Here is a 22642-nt window from a genome sequence, read left to right as displayed (position 1 = left end):
AACCTCGCGGCGGGTGGTGCGGACGGGACGAAGTAGGCTGAGCGCATGCCCGAACGCCGTACCGTCGCCCTTGTCACTCTCGGCTGCGCACGTAACGAGGTGGACTCGGAGGAGCTCGCAGGCCGCCTGGCGGCGGATGGCTGGGACCTCGTCGAGGAAGCCGCCGACGCCGATGTCGCGGTCGTCAATACCTGTGGCTTCGTCGAAGCCGCCAAGAAGGACTCCGTCGACGCGCTGCTTGAGGCCAACGACCTCAAGTCGGCCGCGCAGGACGGAGAGGGCAGAACGCAGGCCGTGGTGGCCGTGGGCTGCATGGCCGAGCGGTACGGCAAGGAGCTGGCCGAGGCACTGCCCGAGGCGGACGGCGTCCTCGGCTTCGATGACTACGCCGACATCTCCGACCGGCTCCAGACGATCCTGAGCGGCGGCGCGCACACGTCGCACGTCCCGCGTGACCGGCGCAAGCTGCTGCCCGTGAGCCCCGCCGAGCGTCAGGCGGCCTCCGTGGCGCTGCCGGGCCACGGCGCGGGAGCAGACGCGGGGGCGGAGGCCGCAGCGGAGGGGGCGTCACCGGCCGACTCCGCTCCCTCCGACCTGCCCGTGGGCCTGGCGCCCGCTTCAGGGCCGCGCGCTCCCCTGCGCCGCCGGCTGGGCAGCAGCCCCGTGGCCTCCGTGAAGCTGGCATCCGGCTGCGACCGGCGCTGCTCGTTCTGCGCCATTCCCTCTTTCCGGGGCTCCTTCATCTCCAGGCGGCCCTCCGATGTGCTGGGCGAGACGCGCTGGCTGGCCGAGCAGGGCGTGCGCGAGGTCATGCTCGTCTCCGAGAACAACACCTCCTACGGCAAGGACCTGGGCGACATCCGGCTCCTGGAGACGCTGCTGCCCGAGCTGGCGGCCGTCGACGGGATCGAGCGGGTCCGCGTCAGCTACCTCCAGCCGGCCGAGATGCGGCCAGGCCTGATCGAGGTCCTCACCGGCACGGAGAAGGTCGCGCCCTACTTCGACCTGTCCTTCCAGCACTCGGCGCCCGGGGTGCTGCGCGCGATGCGCCGCTTCGGCGACACCGACCGCTTCCTGGGGCTGCTGGCGGACATCAGAGCCAAGGCGCCGCACGCGGGCGTGCGCTCCAACTTCATCGTGGGCTTCCCCGGCGAGAGCGAGCAGGACCTCGCCGAACTGGAGCGCTTCTTGACCGAGGCCCGGATGGACGCCATCGGTGTGTTCGGATACTCGGACGAGGACGGCACCGAGGCCGCGGGCTACGGGGACAAGGTCCCGCCGGAGGAGGTCGCCGAGCGCCTGGCGCACCTCTCCCGGCTGGCCGAGGAGCTGACCGCGCAGCGCGCCGAGGAGCGCGTCGGGGAGACCGTGCGGGTGCTGGTGGAGTCCGTCGACGACGCGGAAGGCGTCTGGGGGCGTGCCGCGCACCAGGCCCCGGAGACCGACGGACAGGTGCGCCTGGAGCCGTCCGACGAGACGGCCACACCGCGACAGCCCCTGGTCGTCGGTCGTATGGTCGAAGCACGGGTGGTCGCGGCCGAAGGTGTGGACCTGGTCGCAGAACCGCTCCAGCCGGCGGGCACGGGCGTGAGCGCCGGTGCGGTCGGCCGGCCTCGCGAGGTGAGTGAGGAGGCGCGCAGATGACGGGAGTCCCGGCCTCCGCTGCGGGGCGCGGTCCCGTCGCGAAGCCGAAGGCGGCAGCTGTGCGGCATGTGAGTCTGTGGAACATCGCGAACATCCTCACGATGGTGCGGCTGCTGCTCGTGCCCGGCTTCGTGCTGCTCATGGTGGCCGATGGCGGACACGACCCGGCATGGCGCTCCTTCGCCTGGGCGGCCTTCACCGTCGCCATGATCACGGATCTGTTCGACGGTGAGCTGGCGCGCAGGTACGATCTCGTCACCGATTTCGGCAAGATCGCCGATCCCATAGCGGACAAGGCGATCATGGGTGCCGCGCTGGTCTGCCTCTCGGCGCTCTCCGACCTGCCCTGGTGGGTCACCGGCGTGATCCTCTTCCGCGAGCTGGGCATCACCGTCATGCGGTTCTGGGTGATCAAGCACGGGGTGATCCCGGCCAGCCGCGGCGGCAAGATGAAGACTCTCGCTCAGGGCGTCGCCGTCGGGATGTACGTCCTGGCGCTGACCGGGCCGCTGGCCACGTTGCGCTGGTGGGTGATGGGGGTGGCGGTCGTGCTGACCGTGGTCACCGGTTTCGACTACGTACGCCAGGCCGTCGTGCTGCGCCGGGCGGGGCGGGCAGCCGAGCGCGAGCGGGCCGCGGAGGAGGAGCGGGACAGGCAGGCGGAAGCGGAACGGCCATGATCACAGAGGGTTCGCGCGTCTCCGGAGTGCTGGCGGTGCTCACTCAGCGTGGCGAGACGCTCGCCGCCGCCGAATCCCTCACCGGTGGTCTGGTCGCCGCAGAGATCACTGCTGTCCCTGGAGCCTCACGAGCGTTCCGTGGTTCGGTCACCGCATACGCGACCGAGCTGAAGAGGGATGTACTGGGTGTGAACGGGGCACTCCTTGAGGAGCGGGGCGCGGTCGACGCCGAGGTCGCACGTCAGATGGCGCGGGGCGTGCGGGAAGCACTGGGCGCCGACTGGGGCGTCGCCACGACGGGAGTGGCGGGTCCTGAGCCCCAGGACGGCCAGCCCGTCGGAACGGTGTACGTCGCGGTCGCGGGCCCCGGCGTTCCGCCGGTCGCGGAGCTGCTCCAGCTCGAAGGCAGCCGGAGCGGGGATCGAGCCGGCGAGAACGGTGAGGAAGCCGGTGACCGTGTGCGTGCCGGGATCCGTACGGAGAGTGTTCGAGGAGCGCTGGAGCTGCTCTACAAGCAACTGATCGAGAATGCTGGGGAAAGGATGGGGAACAGACCGGGGGGAATGGATGTTTGCAGCCCTGAGTGAACACGACATCGCTCCCCGCACGGCTGCGGGCCGAGGCGGTACGGTGGAGCCTGAAGGAGTCGGGGCCAACTGGCCGTCCCGATACAGGCTGTGGAAGACGCCGCGCGTTGAGAGGGAGGAGCACCGATGATTCTGCTCCGTCGCCTGCTGGGTGACGTGCTGCGTCGGCAGCGCCAACGCCAGGGTCGTACCCTGCGCGAAGTCTCTTCATCCGCCAGGGTCTCGCTCGGATACCTCTCAGAGGTGGAGCGTGGCCAGAAGGAAGCTTCGTCCGAACTGCTCTCGTCGATCTGTGACGCTCTCGATGTACGGATGTCCGAGCTGATGCGGGAGGTCAGCGATGAGCTGGCGCTCGCGGAGCTGGCGGAGTCCGCCGCGAGCGACGCCGTGCCCGCGCCCATGCGGCCGGTGCTGAACCCCCTCTCGGTCACGTCCGTGACCGGAGTGCCCGAAGAGCGCGTCACGATCAAGGCACCCACCGAAGCCGTGGACGTCGTCGCGGCCTGAACGCCGTACGACGCCTGTGGCCCGGCGGCTGCCGCCCTGGCGAGATGACGTCCGGGGGCCGGGGACGGCCCCAGGACCGGACCGGTTCACTCCGGGCCGTCCGGGTGCGAGAGCGACCCTCGAGGCAGACCCATGAGGCATGGAGCGAAGGTCCCGCCGGGATTTCCCGGCGGGACCTTCGTGCGTGCGGCGGACCCTTCGTATGCGCGGTGTGACGGCACCGTCGTATGCCTGGTGGGGAACGTTCCGTGGTCGCGCGCTCGCGTGGGGTGCGCGACGATGACGTGAAGTCCTCGGCGAGCCAGGAGCTGCGTACCGTCGCGGGAGGTGAGCGGTATGGGGGCTGTGGGACCGGTGCTGCTGTGCCGTTGCGCAGCCGGTGCCGTGTGCGCCGCCGCGTGGGTGTGCGCCCTGTGGCGGGTCTCGGCGGGGGAGGGCGGGCCGCTGGAGGCCACTGTCGCGGCGGGAGGCTGGGGGCTGAGCCTGTTGCCCGTCCATGTGGCGACCGGGAGCGGAGAGCGGCGCACAGCGACGGGTGAGCGGTGTGCGCGCGGCGCTCCGGGAGGCGGCGTACGCGGGGCGCGGGCGCGGGGCCCAGCTGAGCACTGGAGCCCCGAGCGCCGGAGTTCCGCGCGCTGGAAGAGCGTGGGTGGACCGGCGGAGCCGGGGCGGGCGGCTACCAGGGCATGGCGACTCCGCCGTTGGGGCGGAGGATCTGGCCGGTAGTGAAGGACGCGGCATCCGAGGCCAGGTACAGCACGGCGTGGGCGACCTCCTCGGCCTCGCCCACCCGCCCCAGCGGCGCCATGCGGGCCAGTGCGGCCTCGGCCTGCTGCTGGGACTCCGCGTCGTCCCGCGCGGTCATGGGAGTGCGCACCCAGCCGGGTGCGACCGCGTTGACCCGGATGCCGTGCCGGCCCACCTCCGAGGCGAGCGTCTTGGTGAGCTGTACGACGGCGGCCTTGGCCGCGCCGTAGCACAACAGGCCGGGAGCGCCGGTGTCCACGGCCCCGGAGGCCATGGTCACGATGCTGCCGCCGGTCCCAGTGGCGATCATGCTGCGGGCGGCCTCCTGGCAGATGCGCAGGACGCCTTTGAAATTGATGTCCAGCACGCGGTCCAGGTCCGCCTCGTCGGTCTCCAGGACACTGCTGCGGTGCATGATCCCGGCGACGGCCGCCGCGATGTCGAGCTTGCCGCCGGTGCGGACGGCCGCTTCGACGGCCCCGGCGAGCGCGGGGCGGTCGGTCACATCGAGCGGGTGGGTGTGCGCGGTGCCGTCGGCCCGCGTGATGAGGGCGGCGGTGCGGGCCAGGCCCTTCTCGTCGCGGTCGGCGCAGTGCACGACGGCGCCCGCGCGGGCGAGCAGCACGGCGGCGGCGCGGCCGATACCGCTGGCGGCGCCGGTGACGAGAGCGGTCCTGCCGGTCAGGTCGTACGCCGTGACGGTCATGGGGAAAGACCGTACGAGCAGAACTGACGGGTCGTCAATTGTTGCGCGGGTCAGGCTGGCAGTGCGGGCAATACCAGATGGTGCGGATGCGTTCAGGGGGTCCGTAGCGGCCTGTGCGTACGGGGGTGCCGCAGCGGTAGCAGGGGCGGTGCTCGCGGCCGTAGACCGCCAGATTCCGGTCGGCACGGTGGCCGTTGGTGGTGCGCCGTACCGTGCGGTCCTTGTTGGCTTCCAGCAGCCGCTTGGCCACGGTCAGCAGGCGGGAGAGGAGGGGCTGCGTCAGTGAACCGACAGGCGTCCAGGGGGAGGTGTGGGCCAGAAAGCACAGCTCGGCGGCGTACACATTGCCGATCCCGGCGAGGTTGCGCTGGTCGAGCAGGGCCTCGGCCAGGGGGCGGTCGGCGTCCTGGAGCAGCCGCCGTTCGGCCTCGGCCGGGTCCCAGTCGGGGCCCAGCAGGTCGGGGCCGAGGTGTCCGACGACGGAGAACTCCTCGGCGGTACGCACCAGTTCGAGCAGGGGCAGGCGGTATCCCGTCGCCGTGTGGCCGTCGGTGGTCAAGACGACGCGGATCTGGTGAGCGGGGCCTGAGCCGCCGAGGAGGGGCGGCCGGGTGCGCGCGGCGCGCGGGCTTCCGGGCTTTCCCGCAGGCCGGAACGGGGCCGGAGACGGGTTTTCGGCGAGGCGCCAGGTGCCCTCCATGCCCAGGTGCGAGTGCAGCGTCAGGCCGCCTTCCAGGCGGGTGAGGAGATGCTTGCCGCGCGGCGCCACCTCCAGGACGGTGCGGCCGGAGAGGTCGACGGTGGCCAGGCGGGGCACCCGGAAGTCCGTACGGACCAGCGCGTGGCCGGCCAGCGCGGCGTGCAGGGCGTGCGCCGTACGCCAGACAGTGTCTCCCTCGGGCATACGGCCATGGTCGCAGGGCGCACCGACGGAGGGGAGCCGTGGCGGACCGGGCGTGGCGGGGCGAGCTGGTCGTGTCGGGTTCGTTGCCGTCGACGCTTTCAGATGGGACTGAACTCAGGGATACGATCCCGCCATGGGTCAGTGGGGATACGAACGACAGCACGACGCGCTTGAAGTGGACGGAGCGGATGAAGCGCACGAGTTGGACTGGGACGAAGAGGAATTGCGGGACCGGATCGACGACCACCTGGACAGGTGGCAGCCGGTACTCCCCGACCTCGACAGGGACGTTGAGGGTTCGGTCACCCGGATCCAGCTGCTGAGCGACCATCTGCGCTGGGTGCGGGAGAAGTCCCTGACCGAGACCGGGCTGCACAGGCACGAGTACGACACGCTGCACGCCCTCGTGGGCCGCGACGGCAGCGCCTCCGATTTGCAGCTCGCGGCGGACATGGGTCTGGCTCCCGACTCCCTGGCAGGTCGCCTGGACGGGCTGGAGGAGCGCGGCTATGTGCGGTGCGCCTCTTCGGACATGGACGGGGAGAGCGTCGACATCGAGCTGACCGACGAGGGGCACGCCGCGTGGATCGCCGCGATAGACGCCGTGGGGCACGAGGAGTTCCGTCTGCTGAGCAGCCTCGACTCGGACGAACGACGGCTGATCGCAGGGCTGTTGCGGAGGATGATGCTGAAGGCCGAGGCGTACGAGGCGGAGTGATGCGGGGCGGGGCTGGGGCGGGCAGGGCTGGGAACAGAAGCACGGGCGGGCGCGCGGCTTCGGTTTCGCGCTCCTTGCCGTGACGCGCGTGACGCGCGCGACGCCTGCGCACCAGCCTTCACACGACCGGTGCGGCTCGCGCGGCCGGCCGCTATGTGGTGCCGCGGCCTGCCGCTACGTGGCGCGCAGCCGCAGGCCGCGCGGGGTGGGGTGGAAGCCCGCCGATTCCAGGGCTGTGCTGAGGTCCGAGGAGAGCGCGGCTGTTCCGTTGACCCGTTCGACCGTGACCGTTCCCAGGGCGCCCCTGCGCGCGGCGCGGGCGAGGGCCTCGACGGCGGCGGCGATCCGGGCGGCTCCCGCCTCCGCGTCGTAGCCGTACGATTCGGTGGCGTTGCCGTCCGCCGGGGCGGGGCCCGTGCTCCCGCCGTCCGGATTCGGCGGTGACTCGGGGTCGTTCGCCCAGGCCAGCATCGTCTTTCCGCCCCGTTCGACGTAGAGCGTCAGCGCGCCGTCGACCAGGACGACGAGCGAGCCCGCCTTGCGGCCCGGCTTGTGGGTGGCGCCTTGCGGGGGCGCGGGCCAGGGGAGCGCCGCGCCGTAGGCGTTCGCCGGGTCGGCCGCCGCCAGGACCAGCGCACGTGGCGCCGCCCGCCCGCCTCCGGAGACCTGGGCGCCCTCGCCCCCCTCGCGCTCCTTCGCCGTGCTCACGGCACGCAGCCGGTCGACGGCGCCGTCCATCGCGAACTGGGCAGCGCCCAGGCCCTCGACCACATATCCGCGGCGCGCCTGGCCGCTCTCCTCGAAGGCCGACAGCACGCGGTACGCGGCGGAGAAGCCGCCCTCGACCCCCTCGGCCGCGACTGCTCCGCGCGTCACCACCCCATGCCGGTCCAGCAGGGTGCGTGCCAGGGCGTGTGCCCGGTGGGTGGGCTCGCTCTCGGGCTGTGGGAGCAGGGACCAGCGTCCGGCGACGGTCGGCGGCGCCTGGTGCGGGGCCCGGCCGGGTGCGCGGCGGCCCGCACCAGTGCCCGCCGCGACGGCGGCGGCGGTGAACGAGCCGTAACGCCCGCGCGGCGTCGGTCTCCTGGCGCGGTGTGCCGTCGAGCCGGCCGTGCGGCCGGAGCCCAGGAGGGCCCGCAAGGGGGCGAGGGTGTCTCCGGTGACGCGGCCCGACCACACCAGGTCCCACAGCGCTTCGGCGAGCTGCGGATCCGTCGCATCCCGGTGGCCGCTGTGGCGCACGCGCTCGGCGATCTGACGGAAGAACAGGCCGTACCCGCCCTCCAACGCGGCCAGCACCGCCTGATGAACCGGCGTCAGCTCCAGCGGATGCGGTGGCGGCAGCAGCAGCGGGGCCGTGTCGGCCAGATACAGCGAGAGCCAGCCGTCCTTACCCGGGAGTGCGCCGGCGCCCGCCCAGACGACCTCACCCGAGGCGGTCAGCTCGTCCAGCATCGGCGCCGCGTAGTCCGCCACCCGGCCCGGCAGGACCAGCTTCTCCACGGCGGAGGCCGGGACGGGAGCGCCCTGGAGCTGCTCCACGGTGCGCAACAGGCCCTCGACGCCGCGCAGGCTGCCGGTGCCCAGGTGCTGCCACTGCGGCAGGAACGCGGCCAGTGCCGTCGGAGCCACCGGCTCCAGCTCGTGCCGCAGCGCGGCCAGCGAGCGGCGGCGCAGCCGGCGCAGCACGCCCGCGTCGCACCACTCCTGGCCGATCCCCGAGGGGTGGAACTCGCCCTGCACCAGCCGCCCGCTCGCCGCCATCCGGTGCAGCGCCCCGTCGGCGACGGCCGTGCCCAGCCCGAAGCGGGAGGCGGCGTCGGCGGAGATGAACGGGCCGTGCGTACGGGCATGGCGTGCGAGCAGGTCGCCCAGTGGGTCGGCCACCGGCTCGGTGAACGCCTCGGGCACGCCGACGGGCAGCGCGACCCCCAGCGCGTCCCGCAGCCGGCCGGCGTCCTCGATCGCCGCCCAGTGCTCCTGGCCGGCGAGGCGCACCCGGATGGCGCGGCGGGCCGCCTCCAGCTCCGCGGCCCAGCCCGGCTCGGCGCCCCGCTCGGTCAGCTCGGCAGTGGTGAGGGGGCCCAGCAGGCGCAGCAGGTCGGCCACGCCTTCGGCGTCCTTGACGCGGCGCTCTTCGGTGAGCCACTGAAGCTCGCGCTCCAACTCGTGGAGGACATCGGCATCCAGAAGCTCGCGCAACTCCGCCTGACCCAGCAGCTCGGACAGCAGCCGGGAGTCCAGCGAGAGCGCTGCGGCGCGGCGCTCGGCCAGCGGGGAGTCGCCCTCGTAGAGGTACTGCGCGACGTAGCCGAACAGCAGCGAGCGCGCGAACGGAGAGGGCTCGGGGGTGGTGACCTCGACCATCCGGACACGGCGGGACTCGATGTCCCCCATCAGCTCGGTCAGGCCCGGCACGTCGAACACGTCCTGGAGGCACTCGCGGACGGCCTCCAGGATGATCGGGAACGAGCCGAACTCGCCCGCGACCTGGAGCAGCTGCGAGGCGCGCTGCCGCTGCTGCCACAGGGGCGTGCGCTTGCCCGGGCTGCGCCGGGGCAGCAGCAGCGCGCGCGAGGCGCACTCGCGGAACCGGGCGGCGAACAGCGCGGAGCCGCCGACCTGGTCGGTCACGATCTGCTCGATCTCGCCCTTGTCGAAGAGCACGTCGGAGGCCCCGAGCGGGGGCTGGTCGGGGTTGACCGGCAGATCCCGCTCGGGGCCTCCGACGTGCTCCGGGGAAGGAGTCGGCTCCTCGTCGAAGAGGTCGAGGCCCATCAGCTCGGCGTCGGGCAGGCGCAGCACGAGCCCGTCGTCGGCGTGCATGACCTGTGCGTCCATGCCGTACCGCTCGGTCAGCCGGGCGCCGATGGCCAGCGCCCAGGGGGCGTGGACCTGGGCGCCGAAGGGGGAGTGCACCACGATCCGCCAGTCGCCCAGCTCGTCGCGGAAGCGCTCGACGACGATCGTCCGGTCGTCGGGGACGTGGCCTGCGGCCTCACGCTGCTCATCGAGGTAGGCCAGGAGGTTGTTGACCGCCCGTGCGTCCATGCCGGAGGCGGCAAGCCGCTGCTCGGCCCGCTCGCGGGTGAGGGACCCGATCTCGCGCAGGAAAGCGCCCAGGGCCCTGCCCAGCTCCAGGGGTCTGCCGAGCTGATCGCCCTTCCAGAACGGCAGCCGGCCCGGCACACCCGGCGCCGGGGTGACCAGCACGCGGTCGCGGGTGATGTCCTCGATCCGCCACGTCGTGGTGCCCAGAGTGAAGACATCGCCGATGCGGGACTCGTAGACCATCTCCTCGTCCAGCTCGCCGACCCGGCCGCCGCCCTTCTTGGGATCGGCGCCGGCCAGGAACACTCCGAACAGGCCACGGTCCGGGATAGTCCCGCCCGAGGTGACGGCGAGCCGCTGCGCGCCGGGCCTGCCGCTGACCGTGTTCGCCACCCGGTCCCACACCAGACGGGGACGCAGCTCGGCGAACGCGTCGGAGGGATAGCGGCCCGCGAGCATGTCCAGCACCGAGACGTACGCCGACTCCGGGAGCGCGGCGAACGGCGCGGCTCGGCGCACCAGAGCCAGCAACTCCTCCACGTCCCAGGTGTCGACGGCGACCATGGCCACGATCTGCTGCGCGAGGACGTCGAGCGGGTTGGAGGGGACACGGAGCGCCTCGATGGCGCCCTGGCGCATCCGTTCGGTGACCACGGCCGACTGCACCAGATCGCCGCGGTACTTCGGGAAGACCACACCGGCGGAGACGGCGCCCACCTGGTGACCGGCCCGGCCCACGCGCTGGAGGCCCGAGGCGACCGAGGGCGGCGACTCGACCTGGATGACCAGGTCCACGGCGCCCATGTCGATGCCCAGCTCCAGGCTGGAGGTGGCCACCACGGCCGGCAGCCGGCCCGCCTTCAGGTCCTCCTCGACCTGGGAGCGCTGCTCCTTGGAGACCGACCCGTGGTGCGCCCGCGCGAGCAGGGCCGGGGCGCCCGTTACGGCGCCCGCGTTGCCCATCAGCTCTGCGGGGGAGTGGTCCTCGGGCATCGGCTCGCCGGTGGCCCGCTCGTACGCGATCTCGTTCAGTCTGTTGCACAGCCGCTCGGCCAGGCGGCGGGAGTTGGCGAAGACGATGGTGGAGCGGTGCTCCTGGATGAGATCGGTGATCCGCTCCTCGACGGACGGCCAGATCGACGGCTTGCCGCCGCCACCGGGGCCGCCGGCCGAGGGCCCGGCCGCGTCCTGCGCCGGTGAGCTGCCCAGCTCGCCCATGTCCTCCACCGGCACGACGACCGAGAGCGCGAACTCCTTGCCGGAGGGCGGCTGCACGATAGCCGCGTTCCTCCGGGGGGAGAGGAAGCGCGCCACCTCGTCGACCGGGCGCACCGTCGCCGAGAGGCCGATGCGGCGCGCGGGCCGCTCCAGAAGCTGGTCCAGCCGCTCCAGGGAGAGCGCGAGATGCGCGCCACGCTTGGTGCCCGCCACCGCGTGCACCTCGTCCAGGATGACGGTCTCGACGCCCGAGAGCGCGTCCCTCGCGCTGGAGGTCAGCATCAAGAAGAGCGACTCGGGGGTGGTGATCAGGATGTCCGGAGGACGGCGGGCGAGGGACCTGCGCTCCGTGGCGGGGGTGTCGCCCGAGCGGATGCCGACCTTGATCTCCGGCTCGGGCAGCCCGAGCCGGAGGGACTCGTGCCGGATACCGGTCAGCGGGCTGCGCAGATTCCGCTCCACGTCCACCGCGAGGGCCTTCAGCGGCGAGACGTAGAGCACCCGGCAGCGCTTGAGGGGGTCGGCGGGCGGCGGGGCGGAGGCCAGGGCGTCCAGCGAGGCGAGGAAGGCGGCAAGGGTCTTTCCCGAGCCGGTGGGTGCCACCACCAGTGCGTCCGACTCCTCGGCCAGGGCACGCCAGGCGCCCTCCTGTGCGGAGGTGGGCTCGCTGAAGGCGCCCGTGAACCACGCACGGGTCGCTGGTGAGAAGGCGTCCAGCGCCGATGTCCGACCCATGCCCCCATCGTGCAGCACGGCACTGACAGCGGCCCCGGGGGCGGGCAGGGAGCGGGGACGGGCGTGTGGGGCACGGGCCCGCGCGGGTGGCGTTGTGGCGCTGTTTTGGCGGCGTCCTCGTGCTGTCCTGGCGAGGTGCTGGTGGTGGCCGCCGGTCCCCCGGCGGCCGGACGCGCCGGCCTGGCCGGAGAATGGGTACATGGCCGTCGGCGAGAGTGCGCACTACTGGCAGTCCCCGAAGCTGCCCGACGTTGACCTGCTGCGTGCCCGCTACATCGACAAGACGTTTACGCGCCACACACACGAGACGTACGTCATCGCTGCCATATCCGAGGGCGTGGAGGCGTTCCACCACGGCGGGAGCGTCCACTACGCGGGGCCGGGAGCGCTGGCACTGATCAACCCGGACACCATGCACACGGGGCACGCCGGGGTGCCCGAGGGCTGGCGCTACAGCGTGCTCTACCCCGCTCCCCAGCTCATCGCCGACATCGCAGCCGAAACCACCACCATCCGGGGCGCCCCGGGGTTCATCTCGCCCGTTGCCGATGACCCGGTCGCGGCGCGCCACGTCCAGGAGATCCACCGTGCCGCCGAGGAGGGCAACGCGCTGGCCGCCGACAGCCTCATGCGCGTCCTCGTCGCCCGCCTCCTGCGACAGCACGGCGGGCCGCTGCCCCGTCGTGCGGCGCGCACCGCCGGAGCGCTCCACGCACAGCGGGCGCGCGCTGTTCTGGAGGAGCGGATCGCCGATCCGCCGTCCCTGGAGGAGCTCGCGAAGGAACTGGGCACCAGCCCCTTCGCGCTGCTTCGCGCGTACCGGAGCGAGTACGGCATGCCGCCGCACGCCTGGCTGACCGACGCCCGCGTGCACCGGGCGCGTGCGCTGCTGGACAACGGGGTGCCGCCCGCGGAGGCCGCCACGGCGGTGGGTTTCACCGACCAGGCGCATCTGACGCGGCACTTCGGACGCGTCGTCGGCGTTCCTCCCGGCGCCTACCAGCGCGGGCGCGCAAGAACGTACAAGACGCGCTGACGTTTGGATTTCTAAGGTGGCGCCGTGCCACATCAGAGAGACACCTTCGATCCTCCGGAAGCTCGGAACACCACAGCGGCCTCCTTCGCACCGGATGAAGCCGCTCGGGATGCCACGCCGGATGAAGCAGGCGGCCCGGAGGGGCCGGGCAGCGGTCGTGGTCTGCGGGACGGCGACCGAGCCGTCATCCGGGACGCGCTGGGCGTCGGCGTCGCCGTCGGGCTGTCCGGCTTCGCGTTCGGAGTGACCGCGGCCGGCGCCGGGATCAGCGTCGCGCAGACCTGTGCGCTCAGCCTCTTCGTGTTCACGGGCGCCTCGCAGTTCGCGCTCGTCGGGGCGCTGGCCGCGGGCGGAAACCCCCTGACGGCCGCGGCGGGCGCCTTCTTCCTGAGCGCCAGGAACGCCTTCTACGGGCTGCGCCTGTCCGCCCTCCTGGGGCTGCGGCCCGGGGTGCGCCTCGCGGCGGCCCACTGGGTGATCGACGAGACGACCGCGGTCGCGCTCGCCCAGCGCGGCCGGCACGCGGTCAGGCTCGGCTTCACCGTCACGGGCGCCTCGATCTTCACACTGTGGAACCTCACCACGCTGCTCGGCGCTCTGGGCGCCGAGGCGCTGGGAGACACCGACACGTGGGGGCTGGACGCCGCCGGTCCCGCCGTCTTCCTCGCGCTGCTCGCGCCCATGCTCCGCACCGGCGTCGAGCGGGCCACTGCCGGGCTGGCCGTCGTACTGGGCCTGGGCCTGCTGCCGGTGCTGCCGGCCGGGGTGCCGGTACTGGTGGCTGCGCTGGCCGCCCCCGTGGTGCTGCTGGCGCATGGGAGGGCGCTGTCCCGAGGCCGGGGAACGAGCGATGAAGCGGACCGGATGAAGGACGAAAACCGGTCCGGGCGGGAGCGGCACGAGGCGAAGGGGGAGGGATCCCGATGAGTGTGTGGATCGCGATCGGTGCGACGATCGTCGGCTGTTATCTGGTGAAGCTGCTCGGTCTGTCGGTGCCCGCGGGGGTGCTGGAGCGACCGCTCACCAAGCGGCTGGCGGCCCTGGTGCCGGTGGCGCTGCTGTCCGCGCTGATAGCGCAGCAGACATTCAGCAAGGACGCCGCGCTGGTCCTCGACGCCCGCACGGCGGGCCTCGCGGCGGCTGCCGTCGCTCTGCTGCTGCGCGCACCCTTCCTGGTGGTCGTGGCGGCTGCCGTGCTGGTGACCGCGGGGGTCCGGGTACTGGGCTAGACGTCCCCTCCCGCCGCACGTCGGCCCTGGCCCGTGGAGAGGGCTTGCCAGGGCCGACGGGGCGGCTGGCCGCGTTGGGGCCGGCTCCCGCCCTGACACGCTCGTGAGCGTCCTCTCAGAGCCGCCCGTAGGCGCGCAGGGTCAGCAGCGCGTCAAGGGTGGCCAGGGGACGTCCCTCCAGCTCCGTTCCCGGGGCCCAGCGGCGCCAGGCGATGTTCCAGCCGCCGTCCTCCTCCTGACGGCGCAACAGGTGGTCGAGGCCGCGCTCCAGCTCGTCCCCGGTGAACCAGCGCCGGGCCAGTGAGCCGGGGGTACGGGCGAAGTCGGTCACGTAGTGGTGCTCCTTGGGCGCGTAGCCGTCCGGGACGGGGAAGTCCTCCGTGCGGTCCGGGTCCGTCACGGCCAGCCGCTGCTCGCGCACCAGCGTGCCCAGACGGTCGGCCGCCGCCTCGGCGCGCGGCCTGTCGGGGACTCCGTCCAGGAAGGCGAGCGCGGCCTGCGCCTCGTAGGGGTGGGTCTTGTCCAGGGACTCGATGGTGTGCCAGCAGTAGTCCGTCGCACGGAACAGCCAGGCGTGCCAGACGCTGTTGCGGTGCAGCGTGCCGACCACCGGGCCGGTCGCGAGCAGGTCGCTCGGCGGGGAGTCCACGACCGGGATCCAGGGCGCCGCCGGATACCCGCGCAGCGAGGGGTGCACGGCGGGCAGCGCGCCCTCGGGCGTGGAGACGGCCGTCAGATAGCGTCCGATGCGCTCCACCCGCTGTCCGGCGCAGCGCCCGATGCTGTCCAGCACCCGGATGGCAGCCGCCGTGTGCAGCGGCTGGCTGACCGGACCGCGCAGGTCGGGCTCCAGGGCGTGGCCGTAGCCGCCGTCGACGTTGCGGTAGGCGTCGAGTGCGGTCTCGACGGTGCCCGGGTCGCCGTCCAGGAAGTGGTGCTCGAAGCGCCGCTGCTCCAGCACGCGCGCCGTCAGCCAGATGAAATGTTCGGCACGGGAGAGAGGAGTCGATCCAGAGGGAGCCATCCTCTGACGGTAGGCGTGAGCGGCGGCCGGGTCACGGCCACAGACAGGAGCCAACCCGGAGGGCGGGATAATGGACGCATGCGGTTGACGGTCTTCTGGGAGCGCATGGCGGATCACTTCGGTGAGGCGTACGCCGATTCCTTCGCGCGCGATTATGTGATGTCCGAACTCGGCGGCCGGACGGTTCACGAGGCGTTCGTGGCCGGGTGGGAGGCGAAGGAGGTCTGGCGGGTGGTGTGCGCGGTGATGGACGTCCCCGCGCACAAGCGCTGAGCCGCACCGGCGGAGGCTGAGCCGGATGGTGCGGCACAACGCCGGACGAGGCGGCGCCCACGCTGTACGGGAAGGCACTCACGCCGCGTGACGCGGGCCCGGTTCCGGGCCGAGGCCGGCTGCCGGATGGTGGCGCCGCCGGGGCGAGGCCCCGACACGAGGCGCGTCGTAAGCGGGCGTTCTGTCCCGGAGCGCGAAACTTGCCCGATGGGCGCACCAGATGACGGCGGCCGGGACGATCAGGGCGAGGGTCCCGGCCGGGAAGAGGCCGGGCACGGCGGCAGGGGCGAGGCACCATCCGGCAGCACGGTCCGTGACACGCCCCGGATGCCGCGCTGGCTGCCGCGGGCCCTCGTGCTCGCTCTGGCGCTGGTCGGCGCCTACCAGCTCCTCGGCTGGGCTGTTCTGAGGGCTCTCGGACTCCTGCTGAACATCCTGGTCGCGTTCTTCCTGGCGCTGGCCATGGAGCCCGCGGTCGACGGCCTCGCCAGGCGGGGAATGCGGCGCGGGCTGGCGACGGGTGTGGTCTTCCTGGCGGTGCTGATCGCCGGCGCCGGGTTCTTCACCGCTCTCGGCTCGCTCTTCGCCGACCAGATCACCAAAATCGTCGACAACCTGCCCGCCTACGTCAGCGACGTCATCGACTGGATCAACGCGACCTTCCACACCCATCTCGATGCCGACAAGCTCCAGTCGGACGTCATCCACTCCGACTGGGTACGCGGATCCCTGCGCAGCGGCGCGCAGAACGTGTGGGGGATCTCGGCGACCGTGCTGGGCGGGGTTTTCCAGCTGCTGACGGTCGTGCTGTTCACTTTCTACTTCGCCGCCGAAGGGCCCCGGCTGCGGGTGGCGCTGTGCTCGGTGCTGCCCCCGGCGCACCAGGCGGAGGCGCTGCGGGCGTGGGAGATCGCGGTGGCCAAGACCGGCGGCTACATCTACTCGCGGGCGCTGATGGCCCTGGTCTCCGGGGTGGCGCACTACGTCTTCCTCCAACTGCTCGGGGTGCCCTACGCGGCGGCACTGGCGGTCTGGGTGGGAGTGCTTTCCCAGTTCGTGCCGACGGTCGGCACATATCTGGCAGGGGCGCTTCCGATGCTGCTCGCCTTCACCGTCGACCCCTGGTCCGCGCTGTGGGTGCTGGCGTTCGTCGTGGTCTACCAGCAGTTCGAGAACTATGTGATCCAGCCGCGCATCACCGCCAAGACCGTGGACATCCACCCCGCCGTCGCCTTCGGCTCGGTGATCGCGGGCACCTCGCTGATGGGGGTGGCCGGTGCGCTGATCGCGATCCCGGTGACGGCGACACTCCAGGGATTTCTCGGCGCCTATGTGAGGCGCTACGACGTGACGGATGTCCGGGTCAGGCTGGGTTCGAGGGATGAAAAGGGCCCGCAGAGGCGGGGACGACGTCGGTCCTGAACCGCCGCTATACCTCTGTGACCTGCTGGTTTGCGAGTTATCCACAGGGTTGAGGGGTGACTTGACGCAGAAATCGAACATCGATTCTTATAGGTGTTCCGGCGAGCCCGACCGCTCGGGCCGGGGCCGGAGGAGCGCGGGTCCGCGCCGAGTGCCGGACCGATTGTCAGTGGCAGGCGCTAGCGTCTTTTGACGTGAAGCGATCGACTCAAGCAACTAACCGGGTGGCCCCCATGGCAGGAACCGACCGCGAGAAGGCACTCGATGCCGCCCTCGCCCAAATTGAACGGCAATTCGGCAAGGGCGCCGTGATGCGCATGGGTGAGCGGCCTAACGAGCCGATCGAGGTCATCCCTACCGGTTCGACCGCCCTCGATGTCGCCCTGGGCGTCGGCGGTCTGCCGCGGGGCCGGGTCGTGGAGGTCTACGGCCCCGAATCCTCCGGTAAGACCACCCTGACCCTGCACGCGGTGGCCCAAGCACAGAAGGCGGGCGGCACGGTCGCCTTCGTGGACGCCGAGCACGCCCTGGATCCCGAGTACGCCAAGCGCCTCGGGGTCGACACCGACGCACTGATCCTCTCCCAGCCGGACAACGGCGAGCAGGCCCTCGAAATCGTCGACATGCTCATCCGTTCCGGCGCGCTCGACCTGATCATCATCGACTCGGTCGCCGCTCTGGTGCCCCGCGCGGAGATCGAGGGCGAGATGGGCGACTCCCATGTCGGCCTCCAGGCCCGGCTGATGAGCCAGGCGCTGCGGAAGATCGCCGGTGCGCTCAACCAGTCCAAGACCACCGCGATCTTCATCAACCAGCTCCGCGAGAAGGTCGGCGTGATGTTCGGCTCGCCGGAGACCACCACCGGTGGCCGCGCGCTGAAGTTCTACGCCTCCGTACGGCTCGACATCCGCCGGATCGAGACGCTGAAGGACGGCACCGACGCCGTCGGCAACCGCACCCGCGTCAAGGTCGTCAAGAACAAGGTCGCGCCGCCCTTCAAGCAGGCCGAGTTCGACATCCTCTACGGCATGGGCATCAGCCGCGAGGGCGGACTGATCGACATGGGCGTGGAGCACGGCATCGTCCGCAAGTCCGGCGCCTGGTACACCTACGAGGGCGACCAGCTCGGCCAGGGCAAGGAGAACTCCCGCAACTTCCTCAAGGACAACCCCGACCTCGCCAACGAGATCGAGAAGAAGATCAAGGAGAAGCTGGGCATCGGGGTGCAGCCGGAGGAGCCGGCGGCCGAGCCCGGGACGGACGCCGCGGGAAGCACGGCCGACCCGGCCGCCCCGGCCCCGGCGCCGGGCACCCCGGGCGGGGAGGCGGATGCGGCGGCGGCCAAGACCGTCCCGGCTCCGGCGGCCAGTAGGACAGCGAAAACGAGCAAGACCGCCAAGACCGCCGCGGCCAAGAGCTAGTCCGTGACGCGGCGCAGCGACTGGCCGGAGTACGAGTACGCGCACGCGGAGCGCCAAGACCCCTCGGCCTGTTCGGGCCGGGCCGAGGGGCCGGCGGCCGATCCCCAGGACAGCGGTGATCCCGCTTCGTCGAGGGCCGGAGCGGGATCACCGCATGCGCCTCGCAGCCCACGAGGCGGGCGAGGGAGACAGGGCCGCCCCGACGAGGGGGAGCGGGGCGGCCGGGGGCAAGAGCCGCAGGACCCGGTGGAGCGCGCCAGGGCCATCTGTCTGCGGCTCCTCACCGGCACTCCGCGCACCCGCCAGCAACTCGCCGACGCGCTCCGCAAGCGGGAGGTGCCGGAGGAGGCGGCCGAGGAGGTGCTGGCCAGACTTGAGGACGTCGGTCTCATCGACGACAGCGCCTTTGCCGCCGCCTGGGTGGAGTCCCGGCACCACAGCAGGGGCTTGGCCCGTGGTGCGCTCGCCCGTGAGCTGCGTACCAAAGGCGTGGAATCCACGGTGATCGACGAGGCGGTCGGCCAGCTGGACTCGGAGCGGGAAGAGGAGACTGCCCGCGCGCTGGTGGAGCGCAAGCTGCGCTCCACCAGGGGCCTGGAGAGGGACAAGCGGCTGCGGCGCCTGGCCGGGATGCTGGCCCGTAAGGGCTATTCGGAAGGGCTCGCGCTGCGCGTCGTCCGCCGGGCGCTGGAGGAGGAGGGGGAAGACCCGGAGCTGCTGGAGGAGCACCTCCCCGACGTCTAGGCGCGGTCACGACGAGCGCGCCGGTGATCCCGAGGGCCCGCCTCGTCCTCCGCCGTCTGTGCGTTCCGCTCCTTCCGCGCTGCTCCAAAGCTCCCGACGTCCCGGCTGCCTCCGGCATCCCGCTCGTTCCGCGCTCTTCGTGGTCCCCGTAAGGGGGAGGGCGTCGGCCCGTCCATGGCCGTCAGCGTGGGGAGCGCTTATAGGGGCGCTCTAAGAACGCCTTACACGAAAGGGTGTTTCTGCGGACACGGGAGGAGCGCTCAACGGGGCGCGAGCCCTCAACGCCCGCCACCGCCACCCCCGTTGAGCTCTTTGCCGGTCGTCCTTTCGATCTGCTGGCCCGGGCCCCCGCGCACAGCCACCGCGCACGCGCGCAGTTCCGTGGTGCGGCCGGCGGGGACGGCGGCGGACAGGTGGCCGTCGGCGCGGACGGCCAGGACCGTGTGAGCCGCGGCTCCCGGGTAGCTCTCGGCGACCAGCAGCGTGGCGCGCAGCGGCAGTTCGGCTACCAGCGCGGCCAGCTCGGGCATCATTCCGGCCGACAGCCAGTGGCGGCTGTCCCACACGCCGGTGCCGGGTGCCACCAGCATGACCAGCAGCTCGCCGCCCGGGCCGCCCAGCCAGTCGCGGAGCCTGCCGCGTGTGCCGTCCGACGCGGTGACCGGCACGTCGTGCACCGGGGCACCCGGTGCCGTGCCTACGGGCACCCTGCTCACAGAAGCGCGCGGGGGCGCGAGCGGGGTGCGCGGGTACGCCGGGGGCGCGCCCAGCAGCCCGCGCCCCAAGTGGCCGTCGGTCAGCAGCCCGAGATGGGACCGAGCGCCTCCGCCGGGCAGCAGCGAGCGCAGCCCACTGCCGCGCCGTACCAGGGCAAGCGCCTGGTCGACGGAGCGCAGCCGGTGGGCGACGGCGCCGCGCCGCTCCGCCTCGTAGCTGTCCAGCAGCGTGCCCGTGGCTCTGTCATGGCCGTCGTGCCAGGCGAGTGCGAGCTTCCAGGAGAGGTTCGCCGCGTCCCGCAGCCCCTCGTCGACGGACTGCACGCCCAGCGCGCCCGTCAGATGCGCGGCGTCCCCCGCGAGGAAGACGCGGTCGACGCGCCAGTGTCGGGCCAGCCGCTGATGCGAGGTGTGCACTCCGGTGTCGACCAGCTCGTACGGGCCGACGCCGCCGCTTGCGCCCTCGCCGGCTCCCTTGCCCCGGCCCGCCTTGGCGCCACCGGCGCGGAACGCGCCGGCGCGGGACGCACTGGCGCCGGACCCGCCGGGGCCGGATGCGAGGGCCTCCTGGGACCACACCGTCAGAGTGTCGCCGACGCGCTCCAGCATCTCCTCCGGCGTCACCAGGCCGCCGCGCGGCGCCAGCAGCCAGTCCAGGCGCCACAGTCCCCCGGCGATCGGACGGGCTGTCACCTCGCCCGGGGTCCCGCCCGGGTCCCGGTGCAGCAGGGCGGCACCCGCGGCACCCGCGTCGCCCCGCTCCCACACCGCTTCCCCGTCCCTGTCCCTGTCTCCGTCCCCGTACTCGGATCCGAGTACGGGGACGGATGCTTCACCGGATCGGCCGGAGGGTCCGGGCTCCAGCGCCGCGATGGGCCCGCGCCCCTCCCCGCCCGCGCCGAAGCCCTCGTCCTCCCAGGGGAGCCGTACGCGCAGCGTCGCGACCGCGTGCCGCTCGACGGCGGTCCTGCCGGGGAAGCGGACTCCGAGCAGCTTGCGAACGGTGGAGCGCGCTCCGTCGCAGCCGACGGCGTAGCTGCCGCGCCACCAGGTGCCCTGCGGGCCGCGGGTGTGGGCCGTGACACCGTGCGGGTCCTGCTCCAGGACGTCGACGTGACTGCCGGTGACGATCCTGACGAGCTTCTCGCTCTCCAGCGCGGTGCGCAAAGCCCGCTCCAGCGCGTGCTGTTCGACGTGCACGGGTGCCTCGTGCGGTGGCAGGTCGACCCGTTCGACGGGTTGGGCCCGCCGCTGGGTGCGCCAGGAGCGCCAGCGCAGCCCGGGCAGCGGCGGGAGCTGGGCCGCGGTGTCCGCGCGCAGCACGCAGGTGCGGGCCGCGCGGGGTGGCGTGCTGCCGTCGGTCGCGTCCAGAACGACGGAGGGCACGGAGTGCCGGGCAAGGGCAAGAGAAAGCGCGAGTCCGGCAGGTCCGGCGCCTACCACGATCACCGGGTCCACAGCGGGGAGACCTCACAGCCCTGGTGGTGCTGACGGGGGCCGGGGTTCGCTGTTCCTGGAGCCTGGTGCACGATCACGATCGTATGCAACCCACTGCCTGAGCGGGCGTCAAGTGAGGCCGGCAGACGACGAACGGCCGAAGGCGCGGGCCACAGGGGCCCGCCGCCTCCGGCCGCACGCAGCTCTACGGCCCCGAAGTCACCGTCTCCTTGAGCTCCTTCGCCTTCGCGGGCACGATGCCGGCCTTGGACCGGCGTCCGCGCCGCTCGATCCAGTTGGCCAGCGCGGCCAGGGCGAGGCAGAGCACGATGTAGATCAGACCGAAGACGATGACCGTCTGGACGATCGGATAGGTGCCGCCCACCGGGGTGTTGTTGGCGATGAGCCGCGCCGAGTAGAGCAGCTCCGGGTAGAGGATCATGAAGCCGAGCGAGGTGTCCTTCAGGGTGACCACGAGCTGGCTGATGATCGTCGGCAGCATGGACCGGACGGCCTGCGGGAAGAGGACCGACGCCGTCACCTGTGTCTTGCGCAGGCCGATGGCGTAGGCGGCCTCGGCCTGTCCCCTGGGCACGGCGTTGACACCGGCGCGGAGCACCTCTGCCTGGACACAGCCGTTGTAGATGGTCAGGCCGATCACGAGTGCCCACATCGGGGTCATGTCGCCGATGATGCCGACCCACAGCGCGAAGATCGTGATCAGCAGCGGGATCGACCGGAACAGGTCGATGAAGGCGACCGCCACCCAGCGCACCGGCTTGTGGTCGGACAGCCGCGCGACGCACAGGATCACGGCGAAGACGAGCGAGAGGACGCCTGCCAGCGCGAAGACCTTCAGTGTGGACAGCAGCGCGTCGAGAATGTTCTCGCGGATTCCCGAGTAGTTGAAGATGTCCCAGAGTTCACCCTCGAACTGCCCCTTGTCGTAGAGCCGTATGCCGGCCCATGCGACGAGTCCGAGCAGCGCGAGAACGCCGACAACGGTGTAGACGATATTCCGCGCCCGGGCCTTCGGACCCGGCGCGTCGAACAGGACGCTCGCACTCATCGGGCCACCTCCAGGCGGTTTTCCAGCAGCTTGAACAGGCCGCTGATGGCGTAGGTGATGACGAGGTAGCCGATGGTGATCCAGATGAAGATGACGGCGATGTCGTAGCCGTCGTTGCTCAGCGTCTTTCCGACGTTGAACAGGTCGACGTTGTCGAAGGCCCCGGCGATCGCGGTGTTCTTGGTCAGGGCGATGAATATGCTGCTCAGCGGGGGTACCACCGAGCGCGTCGCCTGGGGGAGAACCACGATCCGCATGATCTGGGTGAAGGACATACCGATCGCGCGGGCGGCCTCGGCCTGCCCCAGCGGAACGGTGTTGATGCCGGAGCGCACGGCCTCGGCGACGAAGGCCGAGGTGTAGAAGCCACAGGCGAGGACGGCCAGGACGAAGGAGTTGATGCCGGGGAAGAACACCTTGGGCACCACGAAGAACGCCACGAGGAAAAGCAGCGTCAGCGGGGTGTTCCGCAGCACCGTCACCCACATCGTGCCGAAGAATCGCAGCGGCGGTACGGGTGAGACCCGGAAGCCGGCGATCACCAGGCCGAGCACCACGGCGAGCAGGCCGCTGACGACGGTCAACGACAGCGTGCCGAGGAATCCCTCGCGGAACAGCGCGAGATTGTCGAGCAGTACGTTCATGAATTCTCCGCGAGGAATCGCGTCGGAACGGCAGGGAAGACCGACGGGGCGGACGAGGAAACCGGGAACGGGCCGGCTGAGCGGACGGGTTCACGGCGCGCGCACCGCACGGCCACAGCACGCGCCCCGC

Annotated in this window: 19 protein-coding genes; 12 read left to right on the top strand and 7 right to left on the bottom strand. The window is 72.0% G+C overall.

Features of this window, described 5'->3' with window-relative positions; genetic code table 11:
* Positions 1-45 precede the first annotated feature (45 nt).
* From rimO to OHB04_RS11640, 4 genes are all read left to right on the top strand, one after another.
* Complete coding sequence (gene rimO / locus OHB04_RS11655) at positions 46-1644, top strand: 30S ribosomal protein S12 methylthiotransferase RimO (RefSeq protein ID WP_326687610.1); 1599 nt, start codon at positions 46-48, stop codon at positions 1642-1644.
* Entirely contained in the window at positions 1641-2324 is a 684-nt protein-coding gene (gene pgsA, locus OHB04_RS11650) for a CDP-diacylglycerol--glycerol-3-phosphate 3-phosphatidyltransferase (RefSeq protein ID WP_326687609.1), read from the top strand. Before rimO ends, pgsA begins: the two co-directional genes overlap by 4 nt.
* On the top strand, positions 2321-2911 hold the full coding sequence (locus OHB04_RS11645) for a CinA family protein (RefSeq protein WP_326687608.1): 591 nt from the start codon (positions 2321-2323) through the stop codon (positions 2909-2911). Before pgsA ends, OHB04_RS11645 begins: the two co-directional genes overlap by 4 nt.
* Positions 2912-3037: 126 nt before the next feature.
* Positions 3038-3418, top strand: a complete 381-nt coding sequence (locus OHB04_RS11640) for a helix-turn-helix domain-containing protein (protein WP_019360111.1) — start codon at positions 3038-3040, stop codon at positions 3416-3418.
* Between the two features lie 676 nt (positions 3419-4094).
* Here OHB04_RS11640 and OHB04_RS11635 read toward each other — a convergent pair.
* Positions 4095-4871: an SDR family NAD(P)-dependent oxidoreductase gene (locus tag OHB04_RS11635; protein WP_326687606.1), complete on the bottom strand. Its 777-nt coding sequence runs from the start codon at positions 4869-4871 to the stop codon at positions 4095-4097.
* Positions 4872-4905: 34 nt separating this feature from the next.
* Positions 4906-5775 (bottom strand): DNA-formamidopyrimidine glycosylase family protein, encoded by an 870-nt coding sequence (locus tag OHB04_RS11630; RefSeq protein WP_326687605.1) that lies wholly within the window; start codon positions 5773-5775, stop codon positions 4906-4908.
* Positions 5776-5908: 133 nt separating this feature from the next.
* Here OHB04_RS11630 and OHB04_RS11625 point away from each other — a divergent pair, with 133 nt between their 5' ends.
* Positions 5909-6493: a MarR family winged helix-turn-helix transcriptional regulator gene (locus tag OHB04_RS11625; protein WP_326687604.1), complete on the top strand. Its 585-nt coding sequence runs from the start codon at positions 5909-5911 to the stop codon at positions 6491-6493.
* A gap of 174 nt (positions 6494-6667) precedes the next feature.
* On the opposite strand, the gene OHB04_RS11620 is transcribed toward OHB04_RS11625, so the two are convergent.
* The gene (locus tag OHB04_RS11620) at positions 6668-11497 is read right to left on the bottom strand and encodes an Lhr family ATP-dependent helicase (RefSeq protein WP_326807419.1); all 4830 of its coding nucleotides are present in this window, start codon (positions 11495-11497) and stop codon (positions 6668-6670) included.
* Positions 11498-11696: 199 nt separating this feature from the next.
* On the opposite strand from OHB04_RS11620, the gene OHB04_RS11615 reads away from it, so the two are divergent.
* The 3 genes from OHB04_RS11615 (at position 11697) to OHB04_RS11605 (ending at position 13762) form a co-directional block, all read left to right on the top strand.
* Entirely contained in the window at positions 11697-12533 is an 837-nt protein-coding gene (locus OHB04_RS11615; RefSeq protein WP_326807418.1) for an AraC family transcriptional regulator, read from the top strand.
* 162 nt (positions 12534-12695) lie between these two features.
* Positions 12696-13460 (top strand): AzlC family ABC transporter permease, encoded by a 765-nt coding sequence (locus tag OHB04_RS11610; protein WP_326809431.1) that lies wholly within the window; start codon positions 12696-12698, stop codon positions 13458-13460.
* Positions 13457-13762, top strand: a complete 306-nt coding sequence (locus OHB04_RS11605) for an AzlD domain-containing protein (RefSeq protein ID WP_326687601.1) — start codon at positions 13457-13459, stop codon at positions 13760-13762. The genes OHB04_RS11610 and OHB04_RS11605 overlap by 4 nt, the downstream gene beginning before the upstream one ends.
* A gap of 115 nt (positions 13763-13877) precedes the next feature.
* Here OHB04_RS11605 and OHB04_RS11600 read toward each other — a convergent pair whose 3' ends face one another.
* Positions 13878-14786, bottom strand: coding sequence for a hypothetical protein (locus OHB04_RS11600; protein ID WP_326687600.1), 909 nt, complete (start codon positions 14784-14786; stop codon positions 13878-13880).
* A 78-nt stretch (positions 14787-14864) separates the two neighbouring features.
* Between OHB04_RS11600 and OHB04_RS11595 the strand changes: the two genes are divergently transcribed.
* From OHB04_RS11595 to recX, 4 genes are all read left to right on the top strand, one after another.
* The gene (locus OHB04_RS11595) at positions 14865-15059 is read left to right on the top strand and encodes a DUF3046 domain-containing protein (RefSeq protein ID WP_326687599.1); all 195 of its coding nucleotides are present in this window, start codon (positions 14865-14867) and stop codon (positions 15057-15059) included.
* Between the two features lie 207 nt (positions 15060-15266).
* On the top strand, positions 15267-16481 hold the full coding sequence (locus tag OHB04_RS11590) for an AI-2E family transporter (protein WP_326687598.1): 1215 nt from the start codon (positions 15267-15269) through the stop codon (positions 16479-16481).
* A 233-nt stretch (positions 16482-16714) separates the two neighbouring features.
* A complete protein-coding gene (gene recA / locus OHB04_RS11585; protein ID WP_326807417.1) occupies positions 16715-17902 on the top strand; it encodes a recombinase RecA in 1188 nt (395 codons plus the stop codon).
* A gap of 3 nt (positions 17903-17905) precedes the next feature.
* Positions 17906-18646, top strand: a complete 741-nt coding sequence (gene recX / locus OHB04_RS11580; RefSeq protein ID WP_326687596.1) for a recombination regulator RecX — start codon at positions 17906-17908, stop codon at positions 18644-18646.
* Positions 18647-18924: 278 nt separating this feature from the next.
* On the opposite strand, the gene OHB04_RS11575 is transcribed toward recX, so the two are convergent.
* From OHB04_RS11575 to OHB04_RS11565, 3 genes are all read right to left on the bottom strand, one after another.
* Positions 18925-20820, bottom strand: a complete 1896-nt coding sequence (locus OHB04_RS11575; protein WP_326687595.1) for an FAD-dependent monooxygenase — start codon at positions 20818-20820, stop codon at positions 18925-18927.
* 184 nt (positions 20821-21004) lie between these two features.
* Entirely contained in the window at positions 21005-21868 is an 864-nt protein-coding gene (locus OHB04_RS11570) for an amino acid ABC transporter permease (RefSeq protein ID WP_326687594.1), read from the bottom strand.
* Entirely contained in the window at positions 21865-22512 is a 648-nt protein-coding gene (locus tag OHB04_RS11565; protein WP_326687593.1) for an amino acid ABC transporter permease, read from the bottom strand. Before OHB04_RS11565 ends, OHB04_RS11570 begins: the two co-directional genes overlap by 4 nt.
* Positions 22513-22642 lie beyond the last annotated feature (130 nt).

It is taken from the genome of Streptomyces sp. NBC_01775, assembly GCF_035917675.1.
Lineage (GTDB): Bacteria > Actinomycetota > Actinomycetes > Streptomycetales > Streptomycetaceae > Streptomyces.
The sequence above is the reverse complement of the archived record's forward strand: the minus strand, read 5'-3'. Positions and strand labels throughout refer to the sequence as shown.

Bases quoted from the DNA above. Each gene is read 5' to 3' on its own strand.
- rimO (WP_326687610.1), top strand. From the start codon at position 46: ATGCCCGAACGCCGTACCGTCGCCCTTGTCACTCTCGGCTGCGCACGT.
- pgsA (WP_326687609.1), top strand. From the start codon at position 1,641: ATGACGGGAGTCCCGGCCTCCGCTGCGGGGCGCGGTCCCGTCGCGAAG.
- OHB04_RS11645 (WP_326687608.1), top strand. From the start codon at position 2,321: ATGATCACAGAGGGTTCGCGCGTCTCCGGAGTGCTGGCGGTGCTCACT.
- OHB04_RS11640 (WP_019360111.1), top strand. From the start codon at position 3,038: ATGATTCTGCTCCGTCGCCTGCTGGGTGACGTGCTGCGTCGGCAGCGC.
- OHB04_RS11635 (WP_326687606.1), bottom strand. From the start codon at position 4,871: ATGACCGTCACGGCGTACGACCTGACCGGCAGGACCGCTCTCGTCACC.
- OHB04_RS11630 (WP_326687605.1), bottom strand. From the start codon at position 5,775: ATGCCCGAGGGAGACACTGTCTGGCGTACGGCGCACGCCCTGCACGCC.
- OHB04_RS11625 (WP_326687604.1), top strand. From the start codon at position 5,909: ATGGGTCAGTGGGGATACGAACGACAGCACGACGCGCTTGAAGTGGAC.
- OHB04_RS11620 (WP_326807419.1), bottom strand. From the start codon at position 11,497: ATGGGTCGGACATCGGCGCTGGACGCCTTCTCACCAGCGACCCGTGCG.
- OHB04_RS11615 (WP_326807418.1), top strand. From the start codon at position 11,697: ATGGCCGTCGGCGAGAGTGCGCACTACTGGCAGTCCCCGAAGCTGCCC.
- OHB04_RS11605 (WP_326687601.1), top strand. From the start codon at position 13,457: ATGAGTGTGTGGATCGCGATCGGTGCGACGATCGTCGGCTGTTATCTG.
- OHB04_RS11600 (WP_326687600.1), bottom strand. From the start codon at position 14,786: ATGGCTCCCTCTGGATCGACTCCTCTCTCCCGTGCCGAACATTTCATC.
- OHB04_RS11595 (WP_326687599.1), top strand. From the start codon at position 14,865: ATGCGGTTGACGGTCTTCTGGGAGCGCATGGCGGATCACTTCGGTGAG.
- OHB04_RS11590 (WP_326687598.1), top strand. From the start codon at position 15,267: ATGGGCGCACCAGATGACGGCGGCCGGGACGATCAGGGCGAGGGTCCC.
- recA (WP_326807417.1), top strand. From the start codon at position 16,715: ATGGCAGGAACCGACCGCGAGAAGGCACTCGATGCCGCCCTCGCCCAA.
- OHB04_RS11570 (WP_326687594.1), bottom strand. From the start codon at position 21,868: ATGAGTGCGAGCGTCCTGTTCGACGCGCCGGGTCCGAAGGCCCGGGCG.
- OHB04_RS11565 (WP_326687593.1), bottom strand. From the start codon at position 22,512: ATGAACGTACTGCTCGACAATCTCGCGCTGTTCCGCGAGGGATTCCTC.